This window comes from Pseudomonas shirazica, assembly GCF_015168335.1.
Classification (GTDB): domain Bacteria; phylum Pseudomonadota; class Gammaproteobacteria; order Pseudomonadales; family Pseudomonadaceae; genus Aquipseudomonas; species Aquipseudomonas asiatica.
Map to the genome: position 1 here is coordinate 2,157,507 of NZ_CP063456.1, position 22,039 is coordinate 2,179,545.

Genomic DNA, 22,039 nt, shown 5'->3' on the forward strand with positions numbered 1-22,039 from the left:
CGCGGGTGAACCTGCTCTCATACAACACGTGACTCATTGGTTCGGCGAGGTTCTGTAGGAGCAGCCTTGTGATCGCCGACAAGCCACACAAGGATTGCGCTAATTTTATGGAATATAACCCAGCCTTACCCCAATCCATACACTACTAGATGCCGTTCAGCCAATTCTATCGCGCGACTCGACCTCCTATCCTGATCAACTTGCCTCAGCCCAAGAGATGTACGGCTTCCGCGACCAGACCGGGCAATACAAGCCGACCCCGGCCAGTTCGTTCTCCACCACCGTCACCCAGGGTGCAGCAAGCATGCTGATCGGTTGGGCGCAGTGCGGGGGTGTTCAAGTTCATCGAGTTCAAGAAGCTGCTCGAGGCCGAGGTGGGGTACACCACTAACGAACCGGCGCAGCTGTGCGTGCTGTCGGCAATCGAGGCGTCAGCATGCAACCTGGTATTTTTGCTAGTGGTGGATTTAGTCTTGTTTGTGATATTCAAATAACGCACAAATTCAGCGGAATCCAATAATGGCACTCATTTCGGCAAACAGTTTTGACGGCCTTTCATCAGGTTCCGAAGTTCACTCAGTTGAGCGGAAGGCTCATAGGATTTACAGGTTCTACTGTAAAGAACGTATGGTTAATGAAGTGCAAGGCTTGTTGTATACTTCCCTCATGCAGAATGCGGATCAATTATTAGCTCAGCAGCAGCGTAAAGGTGATGCATGCGTTAACACATTGCTAGCAGTGGATCAGCATCGAACGGTGGTCAATACCGAACGTGTACGGCAGGCCTTGAACTATTCACCTTATGGATTTTGTTCGGAAATTCTGGTGGCGCTTGGCTTCAATGGTGAGCGACCAGATCAAATTACGCGAAATTATCCGTTGGGTAATGGCTATCGAGAGTTTAGTCCGGTTTTGATGCGTTTCAATACTCCTGATAGCATGAGTCCGTTTATGCTTGGTGGTTTAAATCCATATGCGTATTGCCTAGGGGACCCTATAAATTCGGAAGATTCAAGTGGGCATTTCTCAGTGCGAGGATTTTTTGGGAGGTTGTACGGGATATATGCGAGAAATGCCACAGGCGTTTATGGGTTTATGCAAAGGGGGCGAAAGGTGCTCGAAACGATCGTGCCTCTTGGGAGAGTATCCCGTAAGAATATACCAGAAGGTCATATGCTCGTAGGGTATCACGGCAGTAATGAAATCTATACCGGTAGCTTGGAGGCAGGAGTCACGAGTCAAATAGGGGGGCACGACAGGTGTGGGGTAGGATTTTACATCTCACAAAATTATAATGTCGCCTCAGGGTATGCGGAAATCCCCTCAAATCGTCGCCGCGGACATGTCTTTGGAGTGTATTCAAAAAATATAAACGAATTAAGAAAGGGCATTGATTTTGACTATATAGATTCCGGGGATGAAAGTATGGTAATTCGTCCGGGTGCATTTGATAAAATAGTTGTTCGTGCAGAGGTAAGAGGCCCGCTCGTTCGTAGGGATTCATATTATGAAAAAAGTCCGAATGCGCATTTTTATCGCTGAACTGGTTTTGGCGCCCAGAAACTGTTGATACGACTTTGATCATGGCTAACTCGCCACCGATATCTCGCTGCGGCGCACGAGCCCAGTACCGCGTCGACCAGGTGACCGTGAACCTGCGCGCGGTGGACGTGCGCACCGGGCAGGTGCTGGCCAACGTGATGACCAGCAAGACCATCTATTCGGTTGGGCGCAGTGCGGGGGTGTTCAAGTTCATCGAGTTCAAGAAGCTACTCGAGGCCGAGGTGGGGTACACCACCAACGAACCGGCGCAGCTGTGCGTGCTGTCGGCGATCGAGGCGGCGGTGGGGCACTTGCTGGCGCAAGGGATCGAACGGCGGCTGTGGCAGGTGGCGGGGGATGCGGGGGAAGGGCAGGCTACGGTGGACAAGTACCTGAGCCAGAATCAGCAGCCGTGATTGGCTACGAGGGCCTCTTCGCGGGTGAACCCGCTCTCATACAACACGTGACTCATTGGTTCGGCGAGGTTCTGTAGGAGCAGCCTTGTGCTGCGAAGAGGCCAGTACTGACAAAGCCTGTCTGTTGCTTGTACCGGCCTCTTCGCAGCACAAGGCTGCTCCTACAAAGGACGCGTCAGACGAGCGATATTTGTTCTTTGCAATTTCCCACATATACAGCGCCAACTCGAAGCCAGCGCAGTACCTGTCAAAGCGGGCGCGCCCGCGAAACAGACAACGCGTGCGCTGTTCAAATCGTGCAAGCCTGCGAAGAGGTCGATGCATGAAACCACGATCTTCAGGTCGTTCAGCCCTCTTTGGCATAAGGTCCCGAACAGGTAGATGAAACCTTGCACCCACAAGCAAGCTCTGCCGGCTCGAACACCAACGAAATACCGTTGAACAAGACACTACCGTCACCGCCAGAGACCAACGCAAATGTCCCTCCATGAAGCGCGCATGGCGCACGATCTCCGAGGACGCATTGCTGCCGCCCGTTGACAAGAACTCCGCTTCCTTCCCCCATCCGACCACCCCCGCTGTGGGGATCGCCTTTTCGAATCGCACCTTGTCGGGACATCGCTCAATCCTTTGCGCTGTTTTGCAAGATTGCTTCGTAAAGGCCGGCCGGCACGGCATCAGGATCGTGTTTGCAGGCGGCAGCCAGGAAGCGCATCAGCAGTTCATCCGGCTCGAAGCGCATGCCAGGCGGGCAGGTCAGGCTGGCGTAGGGTGTTTTCATCAATGGGTGGTCAATGGAAGGATTCGGCAGGCCCAGCGAACGGCGCAGGTTGAGAATGGCCAGGATCTCGGCGGGGTAGACGGCCTCGAAGGGGGAGCCGAATTCGAAATTGCCGGAGTCAATTTCGCGGGATGTCAGGGCGATGCGTTGGACATGGGTATCGCAGGCCGCCACCAGAATAGGCGCCAGTTTATCGGGATCAGGTTCGCGCCAATGGGCGACCAATTGACCCCAGGCAGGGTCGCGAGGCAGGGCGTGCTTGTCGAGGTCAAGCGGTTTGCCGAGCCAGTCGCCGATGATGGTCAGACCGAAGGCGGCGTAGCGAAGGGTGGTGCCTATCGGCAGGTTGTGGCCATCGCTGACACCGTAACCATTGGTAAAACCCGACAACACAGCACTGTGGCAAGGCGTTATTAGGGCAAATTGTCCGGTGGCCAGGGCACACAGCATTACGTGAGTGATGCCATCCAGATCATCAAGGCCAAACCGTGTGGTGCCCTTTAAATTTTCGACGATTACGCTGTTGGCTACGAGGAGTTTCAATATGCCTATGGCAATTGTACGAGGTGCTTCCAAGTAAGGGTTCTCAGAGGCTTGGAGCAGACTTTTTCCTATGTCATTTATGCCAAGTCTGAATATTTCGTCGGCGGCAATAGCGATGCTGTCGTTTCCGTTTATGTAATCAATGATTCTATGTTTTTCTAGCGAAGCATCAGCTGACGCCCAGTTTTTAATGCTTTTGAGGCTACGGGTTAGCCGAGAACTATTGGTAGATATCATGTCGTCACCACGTGTTTATCTGAATTCCGGTTGAGCTGCCTGCGAGCGTACTTAACTGTCCATCAGATGAAAAAACACTTGAGCGTGCAGGTGTGAGATCTTTCCACTACTCATTGCATTGCGCAGGTGTGCTGCTTTGGCGGCTATATCAGGGGTTACTGTTTTTAGGTCGTCGATATTCCAGCCGCCCTTTTTTCGCGCAATCAGTTTCTGTATTCGCTCGACATTCGCATTGCCGCCAGCCATTTGTGTCTTCAAAAAACCAGGCGTCTTGCTCTTCCCCAACGTCGTCTTCACTTCAATCACCAACAACGTCCCAGCCTCGAACTTCAACTCTTCCACGGGTGCCGTCCCTTTCAGCCCGTCGATGTGATGCCGCATTTCCAGCGTCGTCGGGTTACGCACCGTCATCGAGGGCGGTGGTGGCACGTACACCAGCATGTCGATCCCCTGGTCGCTCTTGTTTTTCAAACCGAACTGGCTGGGCCGGGAAGGGTGGGTGCTCAGGCCGAGGATGTTCTCCGGCTTGACCTTCCAGTGGCTGACCAGGGCCGCCGCCAGGGCTTCTTCGCCGGCATCGGCGACGACCCGGGTCAGGCTGCCGCCCATGCGCACCGGCCCGATGCTGTGCTGAATCATGGCCACCAGCCTGTCGCGCAGGGTGGTGGCCATGTAGGCATAGTCGGCCTTGCCGCCAGCCACATCGAGCGCGACCAGGCTGGCATTGCGCTCCACCGAGTGCAGTTCACGGGCAGTGACCGGCAGCTCACCCTCACGGGGGCGTCGCTGGATGCGGGTTTCCAGTACGGTGACTTCGCCGGCGCTGCGGTTGCCAAGGCGCCGGACTTCCTCTTGCGACAGCGCGGCGTTGTCGAGGCGTACGGTGGTCATGCTGCCGGGCTGCAACTTGTGCATCAGCCAACGGGCGCCGCCGATGGCGGCCGGCAGCAGCAGGGCCAGGTTGATGGCCATGAATACCTGCTTGCCACGTGCCTCGGCAGTGTCGGGATTGGCCAGGCGCGCCAGGTCGGTGAAGAACTGCTCGCCGATACTCAGGCCTTCGCCAGTGATCATGCGGCTGCTGCCGTCGACCATGGCATCGGCGGCCAGCGCGGCTTCCAGGGCGACGAAGGCATAGCGGCCGAGCGATACGGTGCCCTTGATGCCGCGCACCACCGGTATGAATGCCAGCACTCCGAGGGCGAATTCGCCCGCGCCAATGACGCCTTGCCAGAAGCGAGCCCGGGCCTTGGCTTCGGCGTAGTGCCGGGCCAGCTGTTCACAGGCCTGTTCGACCGGGTACAGGCCACTGGGCGTGTGCCAGGTGTAGGGCGGGCTGATACGCTGGGTGCCGTGCTCGTCGACGTACTCTTCCCGTTGCGCCTCGGCCCACTGCACATGGGTGAAGGTGGCGAAATAGATCTTGTGGTCGGTGAACAAGAAATTGCTGTGCAGGGCAAAGGCATAACCGTGCTGGCTGCGCTCGCCCATGTGGTCGAGTACGGGTGGGGGCAGTTCGTCGAGGCGGATCTCGTCGTCGATGCAAACCAACTGCAGCTTTTCGCTGGCGGCAAAGGCATGAAACTCAGCCAGCCAGGCATTGCCCAGCGTGTCGCCGGCATGCTCCAGCACCTGCTGGAGGAAGGTATCGCGGTGGTTGCGCGCCTGGTCGCGGATCCAGGGGTTGTTGCGAAACCAGGCAGGGCCGACGCCGTTCTGGGAGGGGATGCCCAGCAACTGGTCGCAACCGTCGCCGCCGTCGAGGGAGAACAGCGCGCCGGGAAGGGAGCAGGGTACGCAAATGTCGGGTGGAACAGGCAGCGCCCCGTTGAGTGCGGCTTGCCCCAGCGTTTGTAAAGCAGATGCTTCAACCATGCGGGCTCGGCTCCTTGAGTGCTTGTTGGTGGGCTGCCAATTGACTTGCCAACACCCGGCAGCGCTCTCGGGGAGAGTCGGTGGCTTCAAGCAACTTCACCCAAGGGGTGAACAATGGGTTGAGGTAAAAGTGTCGACCGAACGCGATCGCCAGGAGCACATGCATCAGCACTTGGCTGCGGGGCAACGGGGGCAGCTTGTACAGGTCATCGGACGGCTGAGGTAGCCGTTTTCCGTAATAGCGGTGGGCGAGGATCTCGTTCCCGTTCAGCTCCTTGTGAGTGATGGCGGGCAGCGCATAGCGGCGGCTGGCATCCGACTCATAGCAGCAGTAACAAGACTGCTGCGCGTCAGCCGGTATGCCGCGCAGGGTCATCAGTTGCTCCAGTGATCGCCACTGCCGGTCGTGGTCGCAATCGTCATCGGGCAAGCGCAAAATCTGCCGTGTAACGTCATGCATAAGGGTGAGTTGACCCTCCCACTGCATACGGTGGGCTACTGCCCGCACGGTCAGCATGTCGAGTCGCTCATCCTGGGTAAGGCCGGGAACCTGGTGGATTGACCACACCGATACGCTTGCGGGGTCGTTCCACCAGCCCAGACCCAGCAAGAAATGGCTCAGCACCAGCAAGCTGTATTCCTTGCCGCAGGTGTAGCCCCTGTTGCTGACCAGAGCCCCCGCATTGGCTACCAGCAGGGGAACATCCTCGGGACGGGTATGAAAGCGCGCAATCGAACCGTCCAACGTCCCCAGCAGGAAGCGGGACAGTCGACGGTTGGTGGTCCGTAGCGAGGCAGCTTGCAGCGCACCCAGATTCAGTTTCGGCAGGCTCATGCAGGGACCTCGTGGCGCAATGGCAGCCAGGCCAGGCAGCCTTCCCGTTCGATGCTGCTTTCTGTTTGCTCGAACAGCGGCTGTGCGCCAAGTGCAAGCCCGGTTCGTGAATCGTGAAAGTAGAGTCTGCGTATGCGTCCGTGATCGAACAGCCGGGCCAGGGTGTCTGGCTGGTGCGTCAGTGAGCCGACATAGAAGCTTAGCGACCGAGGATCACCAAGCCTCATGAAGTACCGACGTCGGCCTTCCTGGACTTTGCCAAAGCGGCGCAGGTGCCTCGCGAGGGCTTCGAGGGGCAGAGTGGTCTCGGCGACAGTACAGGCGAAGGCCCCGTCCAGGCCGCCAAGCCAGGCATCCAGTTCGCTGCCTGCTGTCAGCTGGAACAGTAATGGCGCATGCTTCTCCAGCCCGGTGTGATGGTCCAGGTGCCATAGGCATTGGTGTCGGGTGGAATGAAACTCGAGCCTGCCCAGCAGGCCCGGATTGGCCGACGCTTCGGCAAGCACGAACAGGCTTGCACTGACGACACCCGTGTACAGGCTGCCTTCGCTTAATTGCTGGTGCAGGCTCATGCGTCGTCCTTCCCGGCAAAGGGGCATTCTTCAATCAGCGGTGAGCCTTCTCGAATGGCGGCCTCGATGGCTTCGACCTGGGCCTGCACAGGTGTCTGGTAGGTGACATTGCCTTTGAAGTGGATGTTGGGAGCCTCGATAGTGATGCCGTTGGTATCGAGGATGATCTTGCCGCTCGGGCCACGGATGTGGATGCGTTCCGTGCCCTGAAGCATGTAATACCGGGTCAGCAGGCGTTGTGCAGTACGGGCTTCAATGGCGCGCGTACCTTCGATGACGAGCGACTGATTGCCGCCGATACTCAGGCTGTGGTCGGCGGCAATGGTGATGCGGCTTGTGTTGCCAATGGTGTGGATATCGTTGCGGTCGATGCTGGTGAATCGGTCCTGGTGAACATGATCGCGGCGATCACGTCCGGTATCGATAGTCTCGTCACGCGCAATGCTGGTGTTTTGGTCCCGGCCTGTCGCAGTGGCGCGATCATTGCCGACGTTCAGGGTCTGGTCGTGTTTGACCTTGGTATTCATGTTCCTTTCGGCATGCACGTACACTTCCTGCCGACCCAGTTCATCTTCGAAACGCAGTTCGTTGAAGCCATTACCCTTGTGGGTCTGACTCTTGATGGTCATGCGCGTCTTGTGTTCCGGCAGCTCGTAGGGCGGCAGTTGATCGCCGCAGTAGGTGCGCCCGGTGATCATTGGCTGGTCGGGGTCGGCGTTGACGTACTGGATGATCACGTCCTGGCCGATGCGTGGGATAGCCATCGAGCCCCAGCTGCCGCCTGCCCAACCTTGTGATACGCGCACCCAGCAGGAGCTGAACTCGTTGTTTCTGCTCTCGCGATCCCAGGGGAAGCTGACCTTGACCCGTCCCCATTCGTCACAATAGATCTCCTCGCCGGGTGGACCGACGACGGTGGCCATGTGCGGGCCATCGATGCGCGGTTTGTCCAGCGGCGCAGGTCGCCATTCGATCCGGCCGGGCACCAGCACGGCTTCCTGCGAGTAGCGCGTTCCCTGTTCGGCTCCGGCAGCTTCTTCTTGCAGGCTGGTGAATTGGCTCCCCTCGTGATGCACGCGCATCACGCGCCAGTGTGTGTTGAGGTCTTTGCGGGGGTGTTCGATGAGGGTGAAGCTCAGGCCTGGTTGCAGCCGCACATCGTCGCCCTCTACCTCGGCAATACGGGCGTCATGGCGCAGGGCCGTGAGTCGCGTGGCGGTGAAGGGGACGCCGACCACATCGCGCTTGTAACGGCCGGGGTAGTCGAAGCGCTCATAATCCCGGGACTGATGGGCGATGCCACTGTCATCTGCGCGGTGTTCCTGCCGGTACTGCGGGTTGGTGAAGGTGTAGTCCCGCTGTACCTGTCGTGCGGTGCGTACCTGCTCGCTGTAGCGCAGGCGGCGCAGGCAAGGCCTGGCCTGATCACCACCGCTGTTGGCGCGGTACAGCACCTGGTCGGGGCCGACGTCGTCCTCTTCAGGAAGCCCTTCATCGTCGTCTTCGGTCTTGATCGCGCCTCGGCTGATCTGCCCCAGCGCCAGCAGTCGGTCGGTGATGACCAGAAGGTGTTGTTTTGGCGTGTGCTCGAAGCGATAGATGAAACCCTCTTCACCCGCCAGGCGGGCGATGAAGTCGAGGTCTGTTTCACCGGCCTGTACGCAGAACTCGCGCACCTGATGGTCGCCAAAAGTGTGCAACTCGAAATGAAGGATGCACTGGCGCTTGAGCATGATTTCGAGAATCTGCGGCACGGTTTTCTGCTGGAAGATTCGCCAGTTCGAACGCAACCCGCCGCGGGCCAGGAGGGGTTCGACCAAGGCATGGTAACGGGTGCGATAAAAGCCCGTTTCACCTTGGCTGAAGCTGCTTGTCACGCCGTGCACGTAGCGCAGTGGGCGTTCGTGCTGCCAGATCGTGAACAGTACCGGCTTGTCGAGCAACTGACCGAAGTCGACTTCATCTTCGTGACTGATCAGCTCCAGCTTCAACTGGAATGGTGCGCTGATGGCTTCGTCGAGTTCGAATGAAATCACCTCGAATTGAATGTCGCCAGCCAAGGGTTGAAAGCTGAAGCGCAGATCAGATTGTCGGTACATGGCGTGTTTTCCCTTGTTAGGAATTGCTCCGGTATCAGCCGTAGGCCCGGTGAAGATTGGGCCTGGGGTAAGGTTGATGGCGAGGGCGGACTTGCAGGGTAGGCGGGCTGCGGCGGGATTTAAATAAACAGGGTGTTGTTGTTTTGGGTTATAAGTAGGGACTTTCTGAAACTTGTAACTTAGTGTTTTTTTCTTGGTTGTTGGGTTGGCTTTAAGTTGTCTTCGCGGCCATTAGTTGAGAACAAGTTGTGCGCTGTTTCTGCAGGAGCGGCTTTGTGCCCGGTTGTTTCGTTTTATGGTGGCTAAGCCAGCGCAGTACCTGTGGGATCTCAAGTGCGACGCCGTCCCTGTGGAAGTGGATTTACCCGCGAATGGGGCGGTGCCGGGTGACTGATGGGCGCCAGGGCTTCGTTGAAATCAAGCGGTAGCCGTGATTGAGCTTGAGGGCCTCTTCGCGGGTGAACCCGCTCCCACAGGTTCAGCGCCAACTCGAAGCCAGCGCAGTACCTGTGGGAGCGGGCGCGCCCGCGAAGCAGGCAACGCGGTGGATGGCACCGGCTTTGCCGGTGTTCGCGGGCATGCCCGCTCCCACAAGTACCGCGTGATCTCAAGTGCGACGCCGTCCCTGTGTGCGGGTTTACCCGCGAATGGGCCGGTGCCAGGTGTCTGGCGGGCACCTGGGCTTTGTTGAAATCAAGCGGCAGCCGTGATCGACCTCGAGGAACCCGCTCCCACAAAGCTTGCGCAAGCTTTCAGATCTTGAGCAAGGCGGTGCTCCTGCCTGTCCCTTTACGTAAACGTCACCATATGCCACCTTCTACCTCAGCCTGATGACGGCCAGGGATTTCTCCCGCACACTGCGGAAAATTCCCAAGCCCGTTCCCCGCCACCTTGCGGGGCACAGCCGGAGTAGAAAATGGCGCGACAACTAATAACAAACGCCCACGACCCGCTGCACGAATCCCGCCAGGCCCGCCTGAAGCTGGCCAGCGAAGGCGAGCTGCCACTGGGCATGCTGCGCGACGAGATCGATGCCTCCTGGCGGCGTAGCCTTGGCCATGGGCTGGACTGCCTGCAGGGCGAGCAGGTCGGCCTGGGCCTGGAGCAGGGCCACGACCTGCGCATGCTGCTGGAGCGCAACCGCCTGCTGGTTGACGCCGTTACCCCGGAACTGGACTATCTGGTCGCGCGTCAGGGCAAGGCCGGCATCGTCATCCTCGGCGACGCCCAGGCCAATGTGCTGGCCATCGAAGGGCAGAAGCACGTGCTGCAACGCGAGGGCCTGCGCGACCTGCACCCGGGCAGTTGCTGGAGCGAGTCGCTGCGTGGCACCAATGCGATCGGCACGGCAGTGGTGGAAGGCCGGCCGACGCTGATCAACTGCGGCGAACATTACCTCGACCGCCTCAGCCCGTTCTCCTGCACTTCGGTACCCCTGCGCGACCCGCGCGGCGAGGTGATCGGCGTGCTCGACATCACCCGTGAAGGGGTGATGGCGCAACCACAGGACAGCCTGTCGACGCTGATGCTGGCGGCTGGCAACATCGAAAGCCGCATGTTCGGCCTGTGCCACCCCGAGCAATTGGTGCTGGCCTTCCACAGCCGCCCGCAATACCTCAACAGCGCCTGGCATGGCCTGCTGGCGCTGAGCCTGGACGGTGAAGTGCTGGCTGCCAACGACAGTGCCTGCCAGCTGTTGCAGGTGCCGCGCCATGAGCTGTTGGGCCGGCGCAGCAGCGACCTGCTGGGTGAACGGTCACCGGCCTTCATCGCCCGCCTGTGGCAGGGCGGGGTGAGCAGTGTGCAAACGGCCAAGGGCGAGTTCTACTTCCGCGCCCTGCAGCTGCCGCGCCATGGCCGGGTCAACGGCAGCACGCCGGTGAGCAAGCCGGCGCCGGGCAAGCAGTCACCCGCCCTCGACGCCCTGGCCGGTGGCGACCTGCGCCTGGCGCGCAACCTGCGCATGGCCCGCCAGGGGCTGGGCAATGGCCTGCCGGTGCTGTTGCTGGGCGAGACCGGTACCGGCAAGGAAGTCGTCGCCCGGGCCCTGCACCAGGCCAGCCCGCGTGCCGACAAACCGTTCGTGGCCGTCAACTGCGCGGCCATCCCCGAAGGGCTGATCGAGTCCGAACTGTTCGGCTACCGTGAAGGCGCGTTCACCGGCTCGCGCCGGGGCGGCATGGTCGGCCGGCTGATGCAGGCCCACGGCGGCACGCTGTTCCTCGACGAAATCGGCGACATGCCGCTAGCGCTGCAGGCGCGCTTGTTGCGGGTACTGCAGGAACGGCGAGTGGCACCGCTGGGGGCGGGCGACGAGCAGGAGATCGACGTGGCATTGATCTGTGCCACGCACCGCGACCTCAAGCGCCTGGTGCAGGAGCAGCACTTCCGCGAAGACCTTTACTACCGGGTCAACGGCGTGTCGCTGCGCCTGCCGGCACTGCGCGAGCGTGATGACCTGGCGGCGATCATTCAGGGGCTGCTGGACAAGTCCGATGCCCGGGGCGTGACCTTGGACCCGGCCCTGATCGCGTTGCTCGAAGGCTTCGACTGGCCGGGCAACATCCGCCAGCTGGAAATGGTCGTGCGCACCGCGCTGGCGATGCGCGAGGACGGCGAGCAGGTGCTGACCCTGGACCACCTCACCGACTGCCTGCTGGACGAACTGGCCAGTGGCACGGCGCCTTCCGGCAGCCTCAAGGACAACGAGCTGGAGCTGATCCGTGGCGCCTTGGCGCGCCATCAGGGCAACGTGTCCGCGGCGGCCGAGGCGCTGGGTATCAGCCGGGCGACGCTGTACCGCAAGCTCAAACAGTTGCGCGGCTGACGTGGGCGGCCTGTTCGCCCGGCTGGTGGAGTCCAGCGACCCTGTGCTCATGCGCCAGGCGTTGGCCTGGCTGTATGGTTTCGTGCGCCCCCATCGACGCGCCATCGGCCTGTTGCTCGGCTTGTCGCTGGGTGCCTCATTGCTGGCGCTGGCGCAACCCTGGCTGGTCAAGACGCTGATCGACGAGGGGCTGCTGGCCAAGGACTATCAGACCCTCTGGCACATGGCCGCGATCATGATCGGCGCGGGCCTGCTGGGTACCGTGCTGGCCGGGGTCAACCGCTACCTGCACACGCGCTTGTCGGGGCGCATTCTGTTTGCCCTGCGCGATGACCTTTACCGCCACCTGCAGCAGCTGTCGCCGACGTTCTACGGGCGGCGGCGCATCGGCGACATCCTTTCGCGGCTGGATGGCGATGTGGCGGAAATCCAGCGTTTTGCCGTGGACTCGCTGTTTTCGGCGGTGTCGGCGGTGATCGGCCTGGTGGGCGCGGTGGTGTTGATGCTGATGCTGTCGTGGCAACTGTCGCTGCTGCTGGCGTTGCTGGTACCGATAGAAGTGCTGTGGCTGCGCTGGATGCGGCGCAAGGTGGAGCGCGAGGTACGCAACCTGCGCGAACGCTCGGCAGATGTGTCGTCGTTCCTGGTCGAAACCCTGCCGGCAATGAAGTTCATCCAGGCCGCCGGCCAGCAAGGCCGTGAGGCGGGGCGCCTGGACCAGCTGGGCCAGGGCTACATGCGCCAGCTGCTCAAGGTGCAGGTGACCGAATTCTTCACCCAGGCCATCCCCGGCACGCTGACCTCCTGGTGCCGCGCCTGCGCGTTCCTGGTCGGCGGTTGGTGGGTGATTCAGGGGACCTGGCAGTTGGGTGCGCTGATCGCCTTTTCCACCTACATGGGCATGGCGGTAGGGCCGGTGCAGAGCCTGCTGGGCCTGTACGTGGCGGTGCAGCGCATGGCGGTGAGCCTGGGGCGGGTGATGGAACTGAAGCAGGAGGCCGTGGCCGTGCGCCCGGCAGCCAACCCGCAGCCGGTGCCCGACGGGCCGGGCGAATTGCGCCTCGAGGGGGTGAGTTTTGCCCATGAAGGGCGCCAGGGCGCGGTGCTGAACGACGTGCAGGTGTGCGTGCCGGGTGGCCTGAAGGTCGCCATTAGCGGTGCATCGGGGGTGGGCAAGTCGACCTTGATCGACCTGCTGCAGCGCTTCTACGACCCGGACGCCGGGCGCATCCTGCTGGATGGCATCGACTTGCGCGAGCTGGACCTGGCCGCGCTGCGCCGGCGTATTGCGGTGGTCAGCCAGGATATCGTGCTGTTCCGCGGCACCCTTGCACAGAACCTGGCCTACGGCGTGCCCGAGGCCAGCCGTGAGGAACTGGAGCGGGTGGTGCGCCTGGCGCGGCTGGACAGCCTGGTCGACAGCCTGCCGCTGGGCCTGGACGGCCTGCTCGGTGAGCGTGGCCAGCAGTTGTCCGGCGGGCAGAAACAACGCATTGCCATCGCCCGCGCGGTGCTGCAGGCGCCGGCGATCCTGGTACTGGACGAGGCCACCTCGGCGGTGGACGAAGCCACCGAGCGCGAAGTGATAGCGGCCATCGACCAGCTGTTCGCCGGCCGCACGCGCATCCTGATCAGCCACCGTGCTTCGACCCTGGCCGATGCCGACCTGCACCTGCAGCTGCACGCTGGCCAGTTGCAGGTGCTGCCCGAGGAGGTGATCAAGCATGGGCACTGACGTGCGTGTTGGCGTGATCGACAGTGGTTGCACGCCAGAGCAGGCCAGCGCCTTGCTGGGCGCGCGCCGCTTCTGGCTGGAGGACGGCCAGTTGCGCGAAGGTGACATGCTGCCCGACCAGCTTGGGCACGGTAGCGCGGTGCTCGCCGGCTTGCAGCGGGAGGCCGGGCCGGTGCCCGTGCTGCTGGCCCAGGTTTTCGGCGCCCAGGCCAGCACCAGTGCCTTGCAGGTGGCGGCCGCGCTGCTGTGGCTGGTGGAGGCGGGGGTTACGCTGGTCAACCTCAGCCTTGGCCTGCAGCAGGACCGGCCTGTGCTGCACCAGGCTTGCGCCGAGGCTTTGGCCGCGGGTGTGCTGTTGTGCGCCTCCAGCCCGGCCCAGGGCGGGCCGGTGTATCCGGCCAGCTACCCCGGAGTGATCCGGGTTACCGGCGATGCCCGCTGTGCACCGGGCCAGTGGTCCTGGCTGGGTACCCGGCAGGCGGACTTCGGCGGTTATGTGGGCGCGGGCGGCAGGGCGGGCGCGAGCCTGGGCTGTGCGGCCCTGAGTGGCAGGATTGCTGCGTTGCTGCGTGATGAGCCGGGCATGGGCCACCAGCAGGTTCATGACTGGTTGCGCCACCACGCGGCGTTTACCGGCCCCGAGCGACGAGGTGCCGGCCATGGCTGAACCGCGCATTGTGGTGCTGGGGGCAGGCCCTGCGGGTGCGGCCACGGCCATTGGCTTGCGGCGGCTGGGTTATGCGGTGACGGTGGTGTCCGAGTGGCGCCGGTTCGCCGCGGTCGAAGGGGTTTCGCAGCGGGTGCTGGACGGTCTGCGCCACGCCGGCCTTGGCGGGGCGTTGCGCCAGGCGGCGATGCCGGCGACTCGGCAAGTGCACTGGAACGGCCAGCAGCTGCACCTGAACCAGGAGTTTCTGCTGGATCGGCAAAGGTTTGACCGGGCGCTGCGCGACGACCTTCAGCGTGCGGGTGTGAGCGTGGTCGAGGGGCGGGTGCGTGAGGTGGTTCGCGAAGTCGGTCATGGCATTCGCCTGGACGACGGGCAGGTACTGCAGGCCGATTTCCTGGTCGAAGCCCGAGGCCGCCAGGCCCCGCTGGCTGCCGACCGCCTGCGCGGGCCGGAAACGGTCAGCTTGCTCAATGTCTGGCAGGCCGCTCCCGGGGCGCCCGCGTCGGCGGTGGAGAGCCTGGCGGATGGCTGGGCGTGGATGGCGCGCCTGGAAGACGGCCGTTGCTACTGGCAAGTCACCCTGGACGCCGCAGGGCTGCCGGGCAAGGCCGGATTGGCGGATTACTGTGCGGCGCGGCGAGCTGGCAGCGTGCTGGTGGCCGAGCTGTTCGATGCCAGGGCATTGGCGCCGGCAGAGGTGCATGCGCGCAGCAGCACCGCGATTCTGGCCGGTGAGTGCGTCGGGCAGGACTGGATACGCGTGGGCGATGCCGCGATGGCCGTTGACCCACTGTCGGGCAACGGGATCTTCCAGTCGCTGTCTTCGGCGCTGCAGGCGCCGGTGGTGATCAATACCTTGCTGCGCAGGCCCGAGCGGGCCGGGTTGGCGCGGCAGTTTCACCAGCAGCGGATCGAACAGCTGTTTTTGCGTTTTGCCCGGATCGGGCGGGATTTCTATGGGCAAGAGCAGGGTCGGGTGGGGCAGCCATTCTGGACGCGGCGGCAGGGGTGGCCGGACATGCAGGCATTGCACGTGGCGGCGGACTGGAGCGCGGTGAGGGTCGAGCGGCGGCCAGTGTTGCGTGACGGGCTGGTGGATGAGGCCGAGGTGGTGGTGACGGCGGATCAGCCGTTGGGGGTGTGGCATTTGCAGGGGGTGGAGTTGGCGCCGGTGGTGCGTGGGCTGCGTAGCGGCCGACCTCTCGAGGCAGTGTTGTCAGGCCTGCCAGGGGAGCAGCAGAGGATGGTGCGGCGGTGGTTGTTGGAGCAGGGCTTGGCTTGAGATCGCCGGGGCCGCTTTGCGGCCCTTTCGCGACACAAGGCCGCTCCTACAGGTCCGGCACAGACCTTGAGGGCAGCGCGGTACCTGTAGGAGCGGCCTTGTGTCGCGATGGGCTGCGCAGCAGCCCCGGGATCTCGAATCAGAAGAAAGTCCCGACGATCAGCTGCATATAGGTCCCGGTATCCCGCCCACCCAGCTGCGTCCCGCCATTGGCCGCGCTGCGTTCCGGCTTGTAGAACCCTACCAGCGGGCTGATCAGCAGGTGGTCGTTGACCATCCATTCCACGTACAGGTCCAGCTCCCGTCCGCCCAGGTTGCCTTGGTCGGTGTCCAGCGTATCGAAGTCGAAGTACAGCGCGCCGACGGTCAGGTTGTCCCGTGGTTTGCCCTTCAGCGCCACGTGGTGCACCTGGCTGTTGCTGTTGAACGGCCCGGCATAGTTCGCCGCCACCTCACCCTGGAACCAGGTGCCATAGCCACGGCTCAGGCCATAGAACAGCGGGTCGAAGTCTTCGGAAAAGCGGCTGTAGCGGTAGGTGGCGGTGGGGGACCAGGGCAGTTCGGAAAAGGTCCAGTTGCCTTCCAGGTACCAGGCGTTCTCCCGCCCGCCGGTTTTGTCCTGGGTCACGTACTCGGCGGCCAGCTCCAGGTCTTTCACCCCCAGGTTGCCACGCCCGCGCAGGCTGGCGGTGTCCATGCCGTCGCGGTGTTCCAGGCCCATGATCTGCGCGTAGCGCTGGTCCACATCGAGGCCGTGGATCCAGCTCAGGCCCACGGTGCCGGCGTCGGCGACGTGTTCCAGGTTGGCCACCGCCAGCGAGGTGTCGGCCTGGTAGTGGTTGTCGGACTTCAGCCACATCAGGTCGCTGCGCCAGCCTTGCTTGCCGCCAAGGCGCAGCACGGCGGTGCTGTCGAAGGCCTTGCGTGCGGCCAGGTAGTAGGCGCCACCGCGGTCGAAGTTGGCGCCCAGGTCGACCTTGCCCAGGTTCACTGGGTCGCCCTGGATCAGGAAGCCGTCGCCCAGGGTCACCACCTGGCGGCCGCCGGAAATGTTCACGCCGTCTTCGCCCAGGGCCGGGAACAGGTTGGCCGAGCGCCAGCCCAGGTACAGGTCTTCGATGGCGGTGCGGCGCTCGTCCCCCAGGGTCAGGCCGGCGGCATCGCCGTCGCCCCAGGTGGCGGAGCTGAGCAGGTTGAAGGCACCGTAGAGCGCGCCGCTGTCGGCCAGGGCCTGGCTGCCGCTGAGGCCATACTTGACGTAGCCTTCCTGCCAGGCGGTACTACCAGGCTTGCGGTTGCCGGCGAGGTTGAAGCTTTCGTCGCTGTGGAAAGCGCCGAACAGGGCTTCGATGTCGGCGTTGAGGGTGGTGCCGTCGTGGTTGTACAGCTCGTAGGCCTGGGTGACCGGGGCGGCGAACAGCAGGGCCAATGTGCAGGCGAGTTTGTGCCTCATGGTGTGCTCCATGTTTTTGTTGTTGTTCTCGGGTTGCCTGTGCCGGCGTCTTCGCAGCACAAGGCTGCTCCTACAAGGACCGCGCTACCTTTGTAGGAGCAGCCTTGTGCTGCGAAGAGGCCGGTACAGGAAAATGATCAGAGCTTGATCAACACCGATTTCAGCTCGGTGTAGTGGTCGATGGCAGCCGCCCCCATCTCACGGCCGACGCCGGACATCTTGTAGCCGCCAAAGGGCAAGGCAGGGTCGAGGGCGCTGTGGCAGTTGACCCACACCGACCCCGACTTGATGCGTGGGATCATCCGGTGCACGGCGGCCAGGTCGTTGGACCAGATGCTCGCACCCAGGCCATAGGGGTTGTCGTTGGCCATGCCGATCACTTCGTCGATGTCATCGAACGGCATCGCCACCAGCACCGGGCCGAAGATTTCTTCCTGCACCAGGCGGTGGCGCTGGTCGACATCGACGATCACTGTCGGCTTTACGAAATAGCCCGGCCCGAAGCCTTCGCCACCGCAGGCAATGGTCGCGCCCAGCTCGCGGCCAAGCTCGATGTAGCCGGTGACGCGGTCCTGCTGCTTGGCCGAGATCAGCGGACCCATCTGCACTGCCGGGTCCAGACCGCTGCCCAGCTTCATGCCGTTGGCGATGCCGGCGATGTCGGCCACCACGTTGTCGAAGTGCTTGCGGTGCACGTACAGGCGGGACCCGGCACAGCACACCTGGCCCTGGTTGAAGAAGATCGCCGTGGCCGCGCCGGCCGCGGCTTCCTGCAGGTTGGCGTCGGGCATGACGATGGTCGGCGACTTGCCGCCGAGTTCCAGGGTGACACGGGTCATGTTGTCCATGGCTGCCTTGCCGATCAGCTTGCCGACCTCGGTGGAGCCAGTGAAGGTCAGCTTGTCCACGCCGGGGTGGCGGCTGAGTGCGGCGCCGGCGTTCAGGCCGGTGCCGGTGACCACGTTGAACACACCTGCCGGGTAGCCGGCTTCGTCCACCAGCTCAGCCAGCTTGAGCACGCTCAGCGGTGTTTCGTCCGCGGGCTTGAGCACGACGGTGCAACCGGTAGCCAGGGCCGGGCCGAGCTTCCAGCAGGCCAGCAGCAACGGGAAGTTCCAGGCGACGATGGCGCCGACCACGCCCACTGCCTCGCGCCGCACGAAACCATGGAACTGGTCGTTGGGCATCAACGGCATCGAGGCTTCGACGGTGCTACCCTCGATCTTGGTGGCCCAGCCGGCCATGTAGCGCAGGAAGTCGATGGCCAGTTGCACGTCCATCACCTGGGCAACGGCGGCGCTCTTGCCGTTGTTCAGGCATTCCAGTTCGGCCAGCTGGCGGGCGTCGCGCTCCATCAGGTCGGCCAGGCGCCACAGCAGGTTCTGCCGTTCGCGTGGGCGCAGGCGGCTCCACGGCGAATCATCGAAGGCCTGGCGAGCGGCGCGCACGGCGCGGTCGACATCTTCGGCCTCGGCGGCGGGCACTTCACCCAGTACCTCGCCAGTGGCCGGGTTGCGGAACGACAGGGTGCGACCGCTGGCGGCGTCCTGCCAGTCGGCGCCGATGCGCATCTTCAGCTTGCGTTCGAGAAAGGCGCGGGTGGCGGGCAGGATGGGCAGTTCGGAAAGCATGGGACGGTGCCTCTTGTCATTGGATGTGACAGGCATAGGCGCAATGGGCGTGCCAAGGTCGGTAGATGGCCGCAAGCCGTTGAACGGGTTGGGTTTTGTCCTGGTGCAAGGTTGGGATTGCAGGGTTGCGCTGTTGCACATTGAGACGGTGTGAGACGGTGGTGAAACAGTGGCTGTTCCGGCCTCTTCGCGGGCACGCCCGCTCCCACAGGGAATGCACAATGCCTGGAGCCGGTGCGATACCTGTAGGAGCGGGCATGCCCGCGAAGGCCTGCGCAGCAGGCCCTTGTCTCAGGATGAAACACCCTGTCGCGAAATGGCACGCTGCAATTGGCCATACCTGCTGCTGGCCAAGGCCGGAAAACCGGCTAAAAGGTTGAAAGAAAACACTTTTACATCACCTGGCACAGTTCCTGTATCACAACCGTCACATGCACACCTGCTGTACCAAAGCGTGCGAAAACGATAAGAACAACAACCGTGGAGGTCTGACCTTGAAGACGACTCGACTCCGGCGGCATGCGGGCAAACTGGCGCTGGTCGCCGCCGCGCTGCTGAGCACCCAGGCCATGGCGGCCGAGCAGGGCCCGAGCCTGTTGCAGAACAAGTGCATGGGGTGCCATATCCCCGAAGGCAACGACACCTACAGCCGCATCAGCCACCAGCGCAAGACGCCGGAAGGCTGGCTGATGAGCATCGCCCGCATGCAGGTGATGCACGGCCTGCAGATCAGCGACGACGACCGCCGCACCCTGGTCAAGTACCTGGCCGACAAGCAGGGCCTGGCGCCCAGCGAAACCGATGGCGTGCGGTATGCCATGGAGCGCCGGCTGAACACCGTCGAGCAGTTCGACACCCAGCTCAGCGAAACCTGTGGCCGTTGCCACTCCGGTGCCCGTGTCGCCTTGCAGCGGCGCCCGGCCAAGGAGTGGGAGCACCTGGTCAACTTCCATCTCGGCCAGTGGCCGTCCCTCGAATACCAGGCCCAGGCGCGTGACCGCGACTGGCTGCCGATCGCCCTGCAACAAGTGGTGCCGGACCTGGCCAAGCGCTACCCGCTGGAAAGCGCGGCGTGGGCCGAATGGCAGAAAGCCAGGCCCAAGGCCGATGCGCTGCCGGGCCAGTGGGCATTCAGCGGCCACATGCTGGCCAAGGGCGATGTGCGCGGGGTGATGAGCGTCACGCCTGACCAGGGTGACACCTTCAAGGTCGAGGTCAAGGGCGCTTATGCCGACGGCACGCCGTTCAATGGCAGCGGTTCGGCGATCCTCTACAACGGCTATGAATGGCGTGGCAACGTCAAGGTCGGCGATGCCAACCTGCGCCAGGTGTTCGCCGCGCTGGATGGCGAAATGAAGGGCCGCATGTTCGAGGCCGAGCACGATGAGCGTGGCCTGGACTTCACTGCAGTGAAGGAGGGCAAGGCGCGCCTGCTGGCGGTACAACCGGCATTCATCAAGGCCGGTGGCGAAAGCGAGATCACCCTGGTCGGCAGCGGCCTGGCCGGCAAACCGGACCTGGGCGCTGGCGTGGAAGTGACCGAGGTGCTGGAGCAGACCCCAACCCTGGTACGGGTGAAGGCCCGCGCCGCGGCCGATGCCAAGCCTGGCCAGCGCGAAGTCGCCGTAGGGGCGCTCAAGGGCGTCAACCTGGCGGTGTACGACAAGGTCGAGGAAGTGAAAGTGGTGCCGGCGTTCTCCATCGCCCGCATCGGCGAAAACGGCGCCTCGGTGCCCAAGGTGCAGGGCCGCTTCGAGGCCGAAGCCTGGGGCAAGGACGCCAATGGCCAGCCGCTGCGCATCGGCTACCTGCCGGCCAGCTGGAAGGTCGAGCCGTTCAACGAGCGTGCGGTCGAGGACGAAGACGTCAAGTTCGCCGGGAAGATGCAGGCCGATGGCGTGTTCGTGCCAGGCGGCGCTGGCCCCAACCCGGAGCGCAAGATGATGACCAACAACGCCGGCAACCTGAAGGTCATCGCCACCCTGGCCGACGGTGGCCAGACTGGCGAGGGGCACATGATCGTCACCGTACAGCGCTGGAACAACCCGCCGCTGCCGTAACGGCAGGGGGCTTACGGTTTTCCAACGGATCGATTATCGGGAGGTCGCCATGGGCGCGCTACTGAATCTGGTCGAACGCAACCTGCATGAAGTGCAGGTCGACGCCGACCGCATGCTGTTCCATATCCCCAGCAGTTCGCTGTTCACCGCCGACGCGGTGACCGGCGGCATCATCGACACCCTGCGCCAGCAAGGCTGCTCGGCCGAGGAGCTGATGCAGCGCCTTGGCCAGCGGTTTGCCGGCAGCGATATCCAGGACACCCTGCGCGAGCTGATCGCGCTGGAACTGGTCAGCGACGGCTCGCCGCTGACCCCGGAAATCGCCCTCAAGCAGGTCGAGCGCACGGCGCTGAACACCGTGGTGCTCAACGTCAACACCGGCTGCAACCTCAGCTGCACCTACTGCTACAAGGAAGACCTGGACAAACCGTCCGCGGGCAAGAAGATGAGTACTGCCACCGCCGAGGCTTCGGTGGAGATGCTGCTCAAGGAGTCGCCCGACGAGCAGCGCTACAGCGTGGTGTTCTTCGGTGGCGAGCCGCTGTCCAACCGGCCACTGATCGAGCACATGGTCGCCTACTGCGAGCGGCGCTTCGCCGAGGCGGGCAAGCAGGTGGAGTTCATCATGACCACCAATGCCACCTTGCTCAACGAAGAGATCGTCGACTGGCTCAATGCCCATCGCTTCGGCCTGTCGATCAGCATCGACGGCCCCAAGACCGTGCACGACCGCAACCGCATCACCGTGGGCGGGCAGGGCACCTATGACGTGGTGCGGCGCAAGGTCGACATGCTGCTGTCGCGCTACCACAGCCGCCCGGTGGGCGCGCGGGTCACGCTGACCCGTGGCATCACCGATGTCGAGACCATCTGGAACCACCTGTTCAACGAACTGGGCTTCGCTGAAGTCGGCTTTGCCCCGGTCACCTCCGGCGACATGGCCAACTTCAACCTCACGGGCGAAGAGCTGGTGCAGGTGTTCGCCAACATGAAGGCGCTGGGCCGGCGTTACCTGGAGGCTGCGCTGGAGCACCGCAACATCGGCTTCTCCAACCTGCACCAGCTGATCACCGACATCCACGAAGGCCACAAGAAGGCCCTGCCGTGCGGCGCCGGGCTGAAGATGCTGGCCGTGGACCATGAGGGCGAGTTGAACCTGTGCCACCGCTTCACCGGCTCCAGCCTGCCGACCTTCGGCAATGTGCACCAGGGCGTGAAGCAGGCGCAGCTCAACGACTTCCTGTCGCAGCGCCTGGACCGCAGCAACACCGGCTGCGACAGCTGCCGCATCCGCAACCTGTGCTCCGGCGGCTGCTACCACGAAAGCTATGCCCGCTATGGCGACCCGCAGCACCCGACCTACCACTATTGCGAACTGATGCGCGACTGGGTCGACTTCGGCATCGAAGTCTACAGCCGCATCATGGCCGCCAACCCGGCCTTCATCGATCGCTACATCACCCCGCGGAAGGCGCACTGAC

15 protein-coding genes and 2 pseudogenes are annotated in these 22,039 nt (G+C 62.9%); 9 read left to right on the forward strand and 8 right to left on the reverse strand.

The features are described from left to right. Positions 1-133: 133 nt before the first annotated feature. From IMX18_RS09915 to IMX18_RS09925, 3 genes and pseudogenes are all read left to right on the forward strand, one after another. A pseudogene (locus IMX18_RS09915) lies at positions 134-449 on the forward strand (CsgG/HfaB family protein); the annotation flags it as partial. A gap of 70 nt (positions 450-519) precedes the next feature. Further along, positions 520-1,542 carry an RHS repeat-associated core domain-containing protein gene (locus tag IMX18_RS09920; protein WP_080604883.1) on the forward strand — a complete coding sequence of 341 codons (1,023 nt, stop codon included), beginning with the start codon at positions 520-522 and terminating at the stop codon, positions 1,540-1,542. An 83-nt stretch (positions 1,543-1,625) separates the two neighbouring features. Continuing rightward, a pseudogene (locus IMX18_RS09925) lies at positions 1,626-1,958 on the forward strand (CsgG/HfaB family protein); the annotation flags it as partial. 346 nt (positions 1,959-2,304) lie between these two features. Here the strand turns inward: IMX18_RS09925 and IMX18_RS09930 are convergent. The 6 genes from IMX18_RS09930 to IMX18_RS09955 are packed head-to-tail and all read right to left on the reverse strand — an operon-like array spanning position 2,305 to position 8,900. Continuing rightward, complete coding sequence (locus tag IMX18_RS09930) at positions 2,305-2,577, reverse strand: PAAR domain-containing protein (protein ID WP_080604882.1); 273 nt, start codon at positions 2,575-2,577, stop codon at positions 2,305-2,307. Positions 2,578-2,580: 3 nt separating this feature from the next. Continuing rightward, a complete protein-coding gene (locus IMX18_RS27995; protein WP_224765913.1) occupies positions 2,581-3,519 on the reverse strand; it encodes a hypothetical protein in 939 nt (312 codons plus the stop codon). A gap of 51 nt (positions 3,520-3,570) precedes the next feature. Continuing rightward, a complete protein-coding gene (locus tag IMX18_RS09940; protein WP_217190115.1) occupies positions 3,571-5,394 on the reverse strand; it encodes a hypothetical protein in 1,824 nt (607 codons plus the stop codon). After that, on the reverse strand, positions 5,387-6,229 hold the full coding sequence (locus IMX18_RS09945) for a hypothetical protein (RefSeq protein WP_054572750.1): 843 nt from the start codon (positions 6,227-6,229) through the stop codon (positions 5,387-5,389). The genes IMX18_RS09940 and IMX18_RS09945 overlap by 8 nt, the downstream gene beginning before the upstream one ends. Beyond that, positions 6,226-6,801, reverse strand: coding sequence for a DUF4123 domain-containing protein (locus tag IMX18_RS09950; protein ID WP_015270578.1), 576 nt, complete (start codon positions 6,799-6,801; stop codon positions 6,226-6,228). The genes IMX18_RS09945 and IMX18_RS09950 overlap by 4 nt, the downstream gene beginning before the upstream one ends. After that, positions 6,798-8,900, reverse strand: a complete 2,103-nt coding sequence (locus IMX18_RS09955; protein ID WP_054572749.1) for a type VI secretion system Vgr family protein — start codon at positions 8,898-8,900, stop codon at positions 6,798-6,800. The genes IMX18_RS09950 and IMX18_RS09955 overlap by 4 nt, the downstream gene beginning before the upstream one ends. 916 nt (positions 8,901-9,816) lie before the next feature. Here IMX18_RS09955 and IMX18_RS09960 point away from each other — a divergent pair. The 4 genes from IMX18_RS09960 to qhpG are packed head-to-tail and all read left to right on the forward strand — an operon-like array spanning position 9,817 to position 15,414. Further along, positions 9,817-11,727 carry a sigma-54-dependent Fis family transcriptional regulator gene (locus tag IMX18_RS09960; RefSeq protein WP_100413873.1) on the forward strand — a complete coding sequence of 637 codons (1,911 nt, stop codon included), beginning with the start codon at positions 9,817-9,819 and terminating at the stop codon, positions 11,725-11,727. Between the two features lies 1 nt (position 11,728). Further along, positions 11,729-13,462, forward strand: a complete 1,734-nt coding sequence (locus IMX18_RS09965) for an ABC transporter ATP-binding protein (RefSeq protein ID WP_054572747.1) — start codon at positions 11,729-11,731, stop codon at positions 13,460-13,462. After that, positions 13,452-14,129: a subtilisin-like serine protease QhpE gene (gene qhpE, locus IMX18_RS09970; protein ID WP_015270573.1), complete on the forward strand. Its 678-nt coding sequence runs from the start codon at positions 13,452-13,454 to the stop codon at positions 14,127-14,129. Before IMX18_RS09965 ends, qhpE begins: the two co-directional genes overlap by 11 nt. After that, entirely contained in the window at positions 14,122-15,414 is a 1,293-nt protein-coding gene (qhpG, locus tag IMX18_RS09975; RefSeq protein WP_217190114.1) for a flavin-dependent monooxygenase QhpG, read from the forward strand. The genes qhpE and qhpG overlap by 8 nt, the downstream gene beginning before the upstream one ends. 139 nt (positions 15,415-15,553) lie before the next feature. Here the strand turns inward: qhpG and IMX18_RS09980 are convergent, their stop codons facing one another. After that, entirely contained in the window at positions 15,554-16,867 is a 1,314-nt protein-coding gene (locus tag IMX18_RS09980) for an alginate export family protein (protein WP_217190113.1), read from the reverse strand. Between the two features lie 137 nt (positions 16,868-17,004). Continuing rightward, positions 17,005-18,498, reverse strand: a complete 1,494-nt coding sequence (locus tag IMX18_RS09985) for an aldehyde dehydrogenase family protein (protein ID WP_015270570.1) — start codon at positions 18,496-18,498, stop codon at positions 17,005-17,007. A 494-nt stretch (positions 18,499-18,992) separates the two neighbouring features. Between IMX18_RS09985 and peaA the strand changes: the two genes are divergently transcribed. Both peaA and peaB read left to right on the forward strand, forming a co-directional pair. Continuing rightward, the gene (gene peaA / locus IMX18_RS09990) at positions 18,993-20,558 is read left to right on the forward strand and encodes a quinohemoprotein amine dehydrogenase subunit alpha (protein WP_047934355.1); all 1,566 of its coding nucleotides are present in this window, start codon (positions 18,993-18,995) and stop codon (positions 20,556-20,558) included. Positions 20,559-20,607: 49 nt separating this feature from the next. Then, positions 20,608-22,038 (forward strand): quinohemoprotein amine dehydrogenase maturation protein, encoded by a 1,431-nt coding sequence (peaB, locus tag IMX18_RS09995; RefSeq protein ID WP_015270568.1) that lies wholly within the window; start codon positions 20,608-20,610, stop codon positions 22,036-22,038. Position 22,039: the final 1 nt, after the last annotated feature.

What these genes read in the sequence shown, in the direction of transcription:
- IMX18_RS09940 (WP_217190115.1), bottom strand. Translation starts at nt 5,394, where the DNA reads ATGGTTGAAGCATCTGCTTTACAAACGCTGGGGCAAGCCGCACTCAAC.
- qhpE (WP_015270573.1), top strand. Translation starts at nt 13,452, where the DNA reads ATGGGCACTGACGTGCGTGTTGGCGTGATCGACAGTGGTTGCACGCCA.
- IMX18_RS09930 (WP_080604882.1), bottom strand. Translation starts at nt 2,577, where the DNA reads ATGTCCCGACAAGGTGCGATTCGAAAAGGCGATCCCCACAGCGGGGGT.
- IMX18_RS09980 (WP_217190113.1), bottom strand. Translation starts at nt 16,867, where the DNA reads ATGAGGCACAAACTCGCCTGCACATTGGCCCTGCTGTTCGCCGCCCCG.
- IMX18_RS09960 (WP_100413873.1), top strand. Translation starts at nt 9,817, where the DNA reads ATGGCGCGACAACTAATAACAAACGCCCACGACCCGCTGCACGAATCC.
- IMX18_RS27995 (WP_224765913.1), bottom strand. Translation starts at nt 3,519, where the DNA reads ATGATATCTACCAATAGTTCTCGGCTAACCCGTAGCCTCAAAAGCATT.
- IMX18_RS09950 (WP_015270578.1), bottom strand. Translation starts at nt 6,801, where the DNA reads ATGAGCCTGCACCAGCAATTAAGCGAAGGCAGCCTGTACACGGGTGTC.
- IMX18_RS09985 (WP_015270570.1), bottom strand. Translation starts at nt 18,498, where the DNA reads ATGCTTTCCGAACTGCCCATCCTGCCCGCCACCCGCGCCTTTCTCGAA.
- IMX18_RS09955 (WP_054572749.1), bottom strand. Translation starts at nt 8,900, where the DNA reads ATGTACCGACAATCTGATCTGCGCTTCAGCTTTCAACCCTTGGCTGGC.
- qhpG (WP_217190114.1), top strand. Translation starts at nt 14,122, where the DNA reads ATGGCTGAACCGCGCATTGTGGTGCTGGGGGCAGGCCCTGCGGGTGCG.
- IMX18_RS09920 (WP_080604883.1), top strand. Translation starts at nt 520, where the DNA reads ATGGCACTCATTTCGGCAAACAGTTTTGACGGCCTTTCATCAGGTTCC.
- peaB (WP_015270568.1), top strand. Translation starts at nt 20,608, where the DNA reads ATGGGCGCGCTACTGAATCTGGTCGAACGCAACCTGCATGAAGTGCAG.
- IMX18_RS09945 (WP_054572750.1), bottom strand. Translation starts at nt 6,229, where the DNA reads ATGAGCCTGCCGAAACTGAATCTGGGTGCGCTGCAAGCTGCCTCGCTA.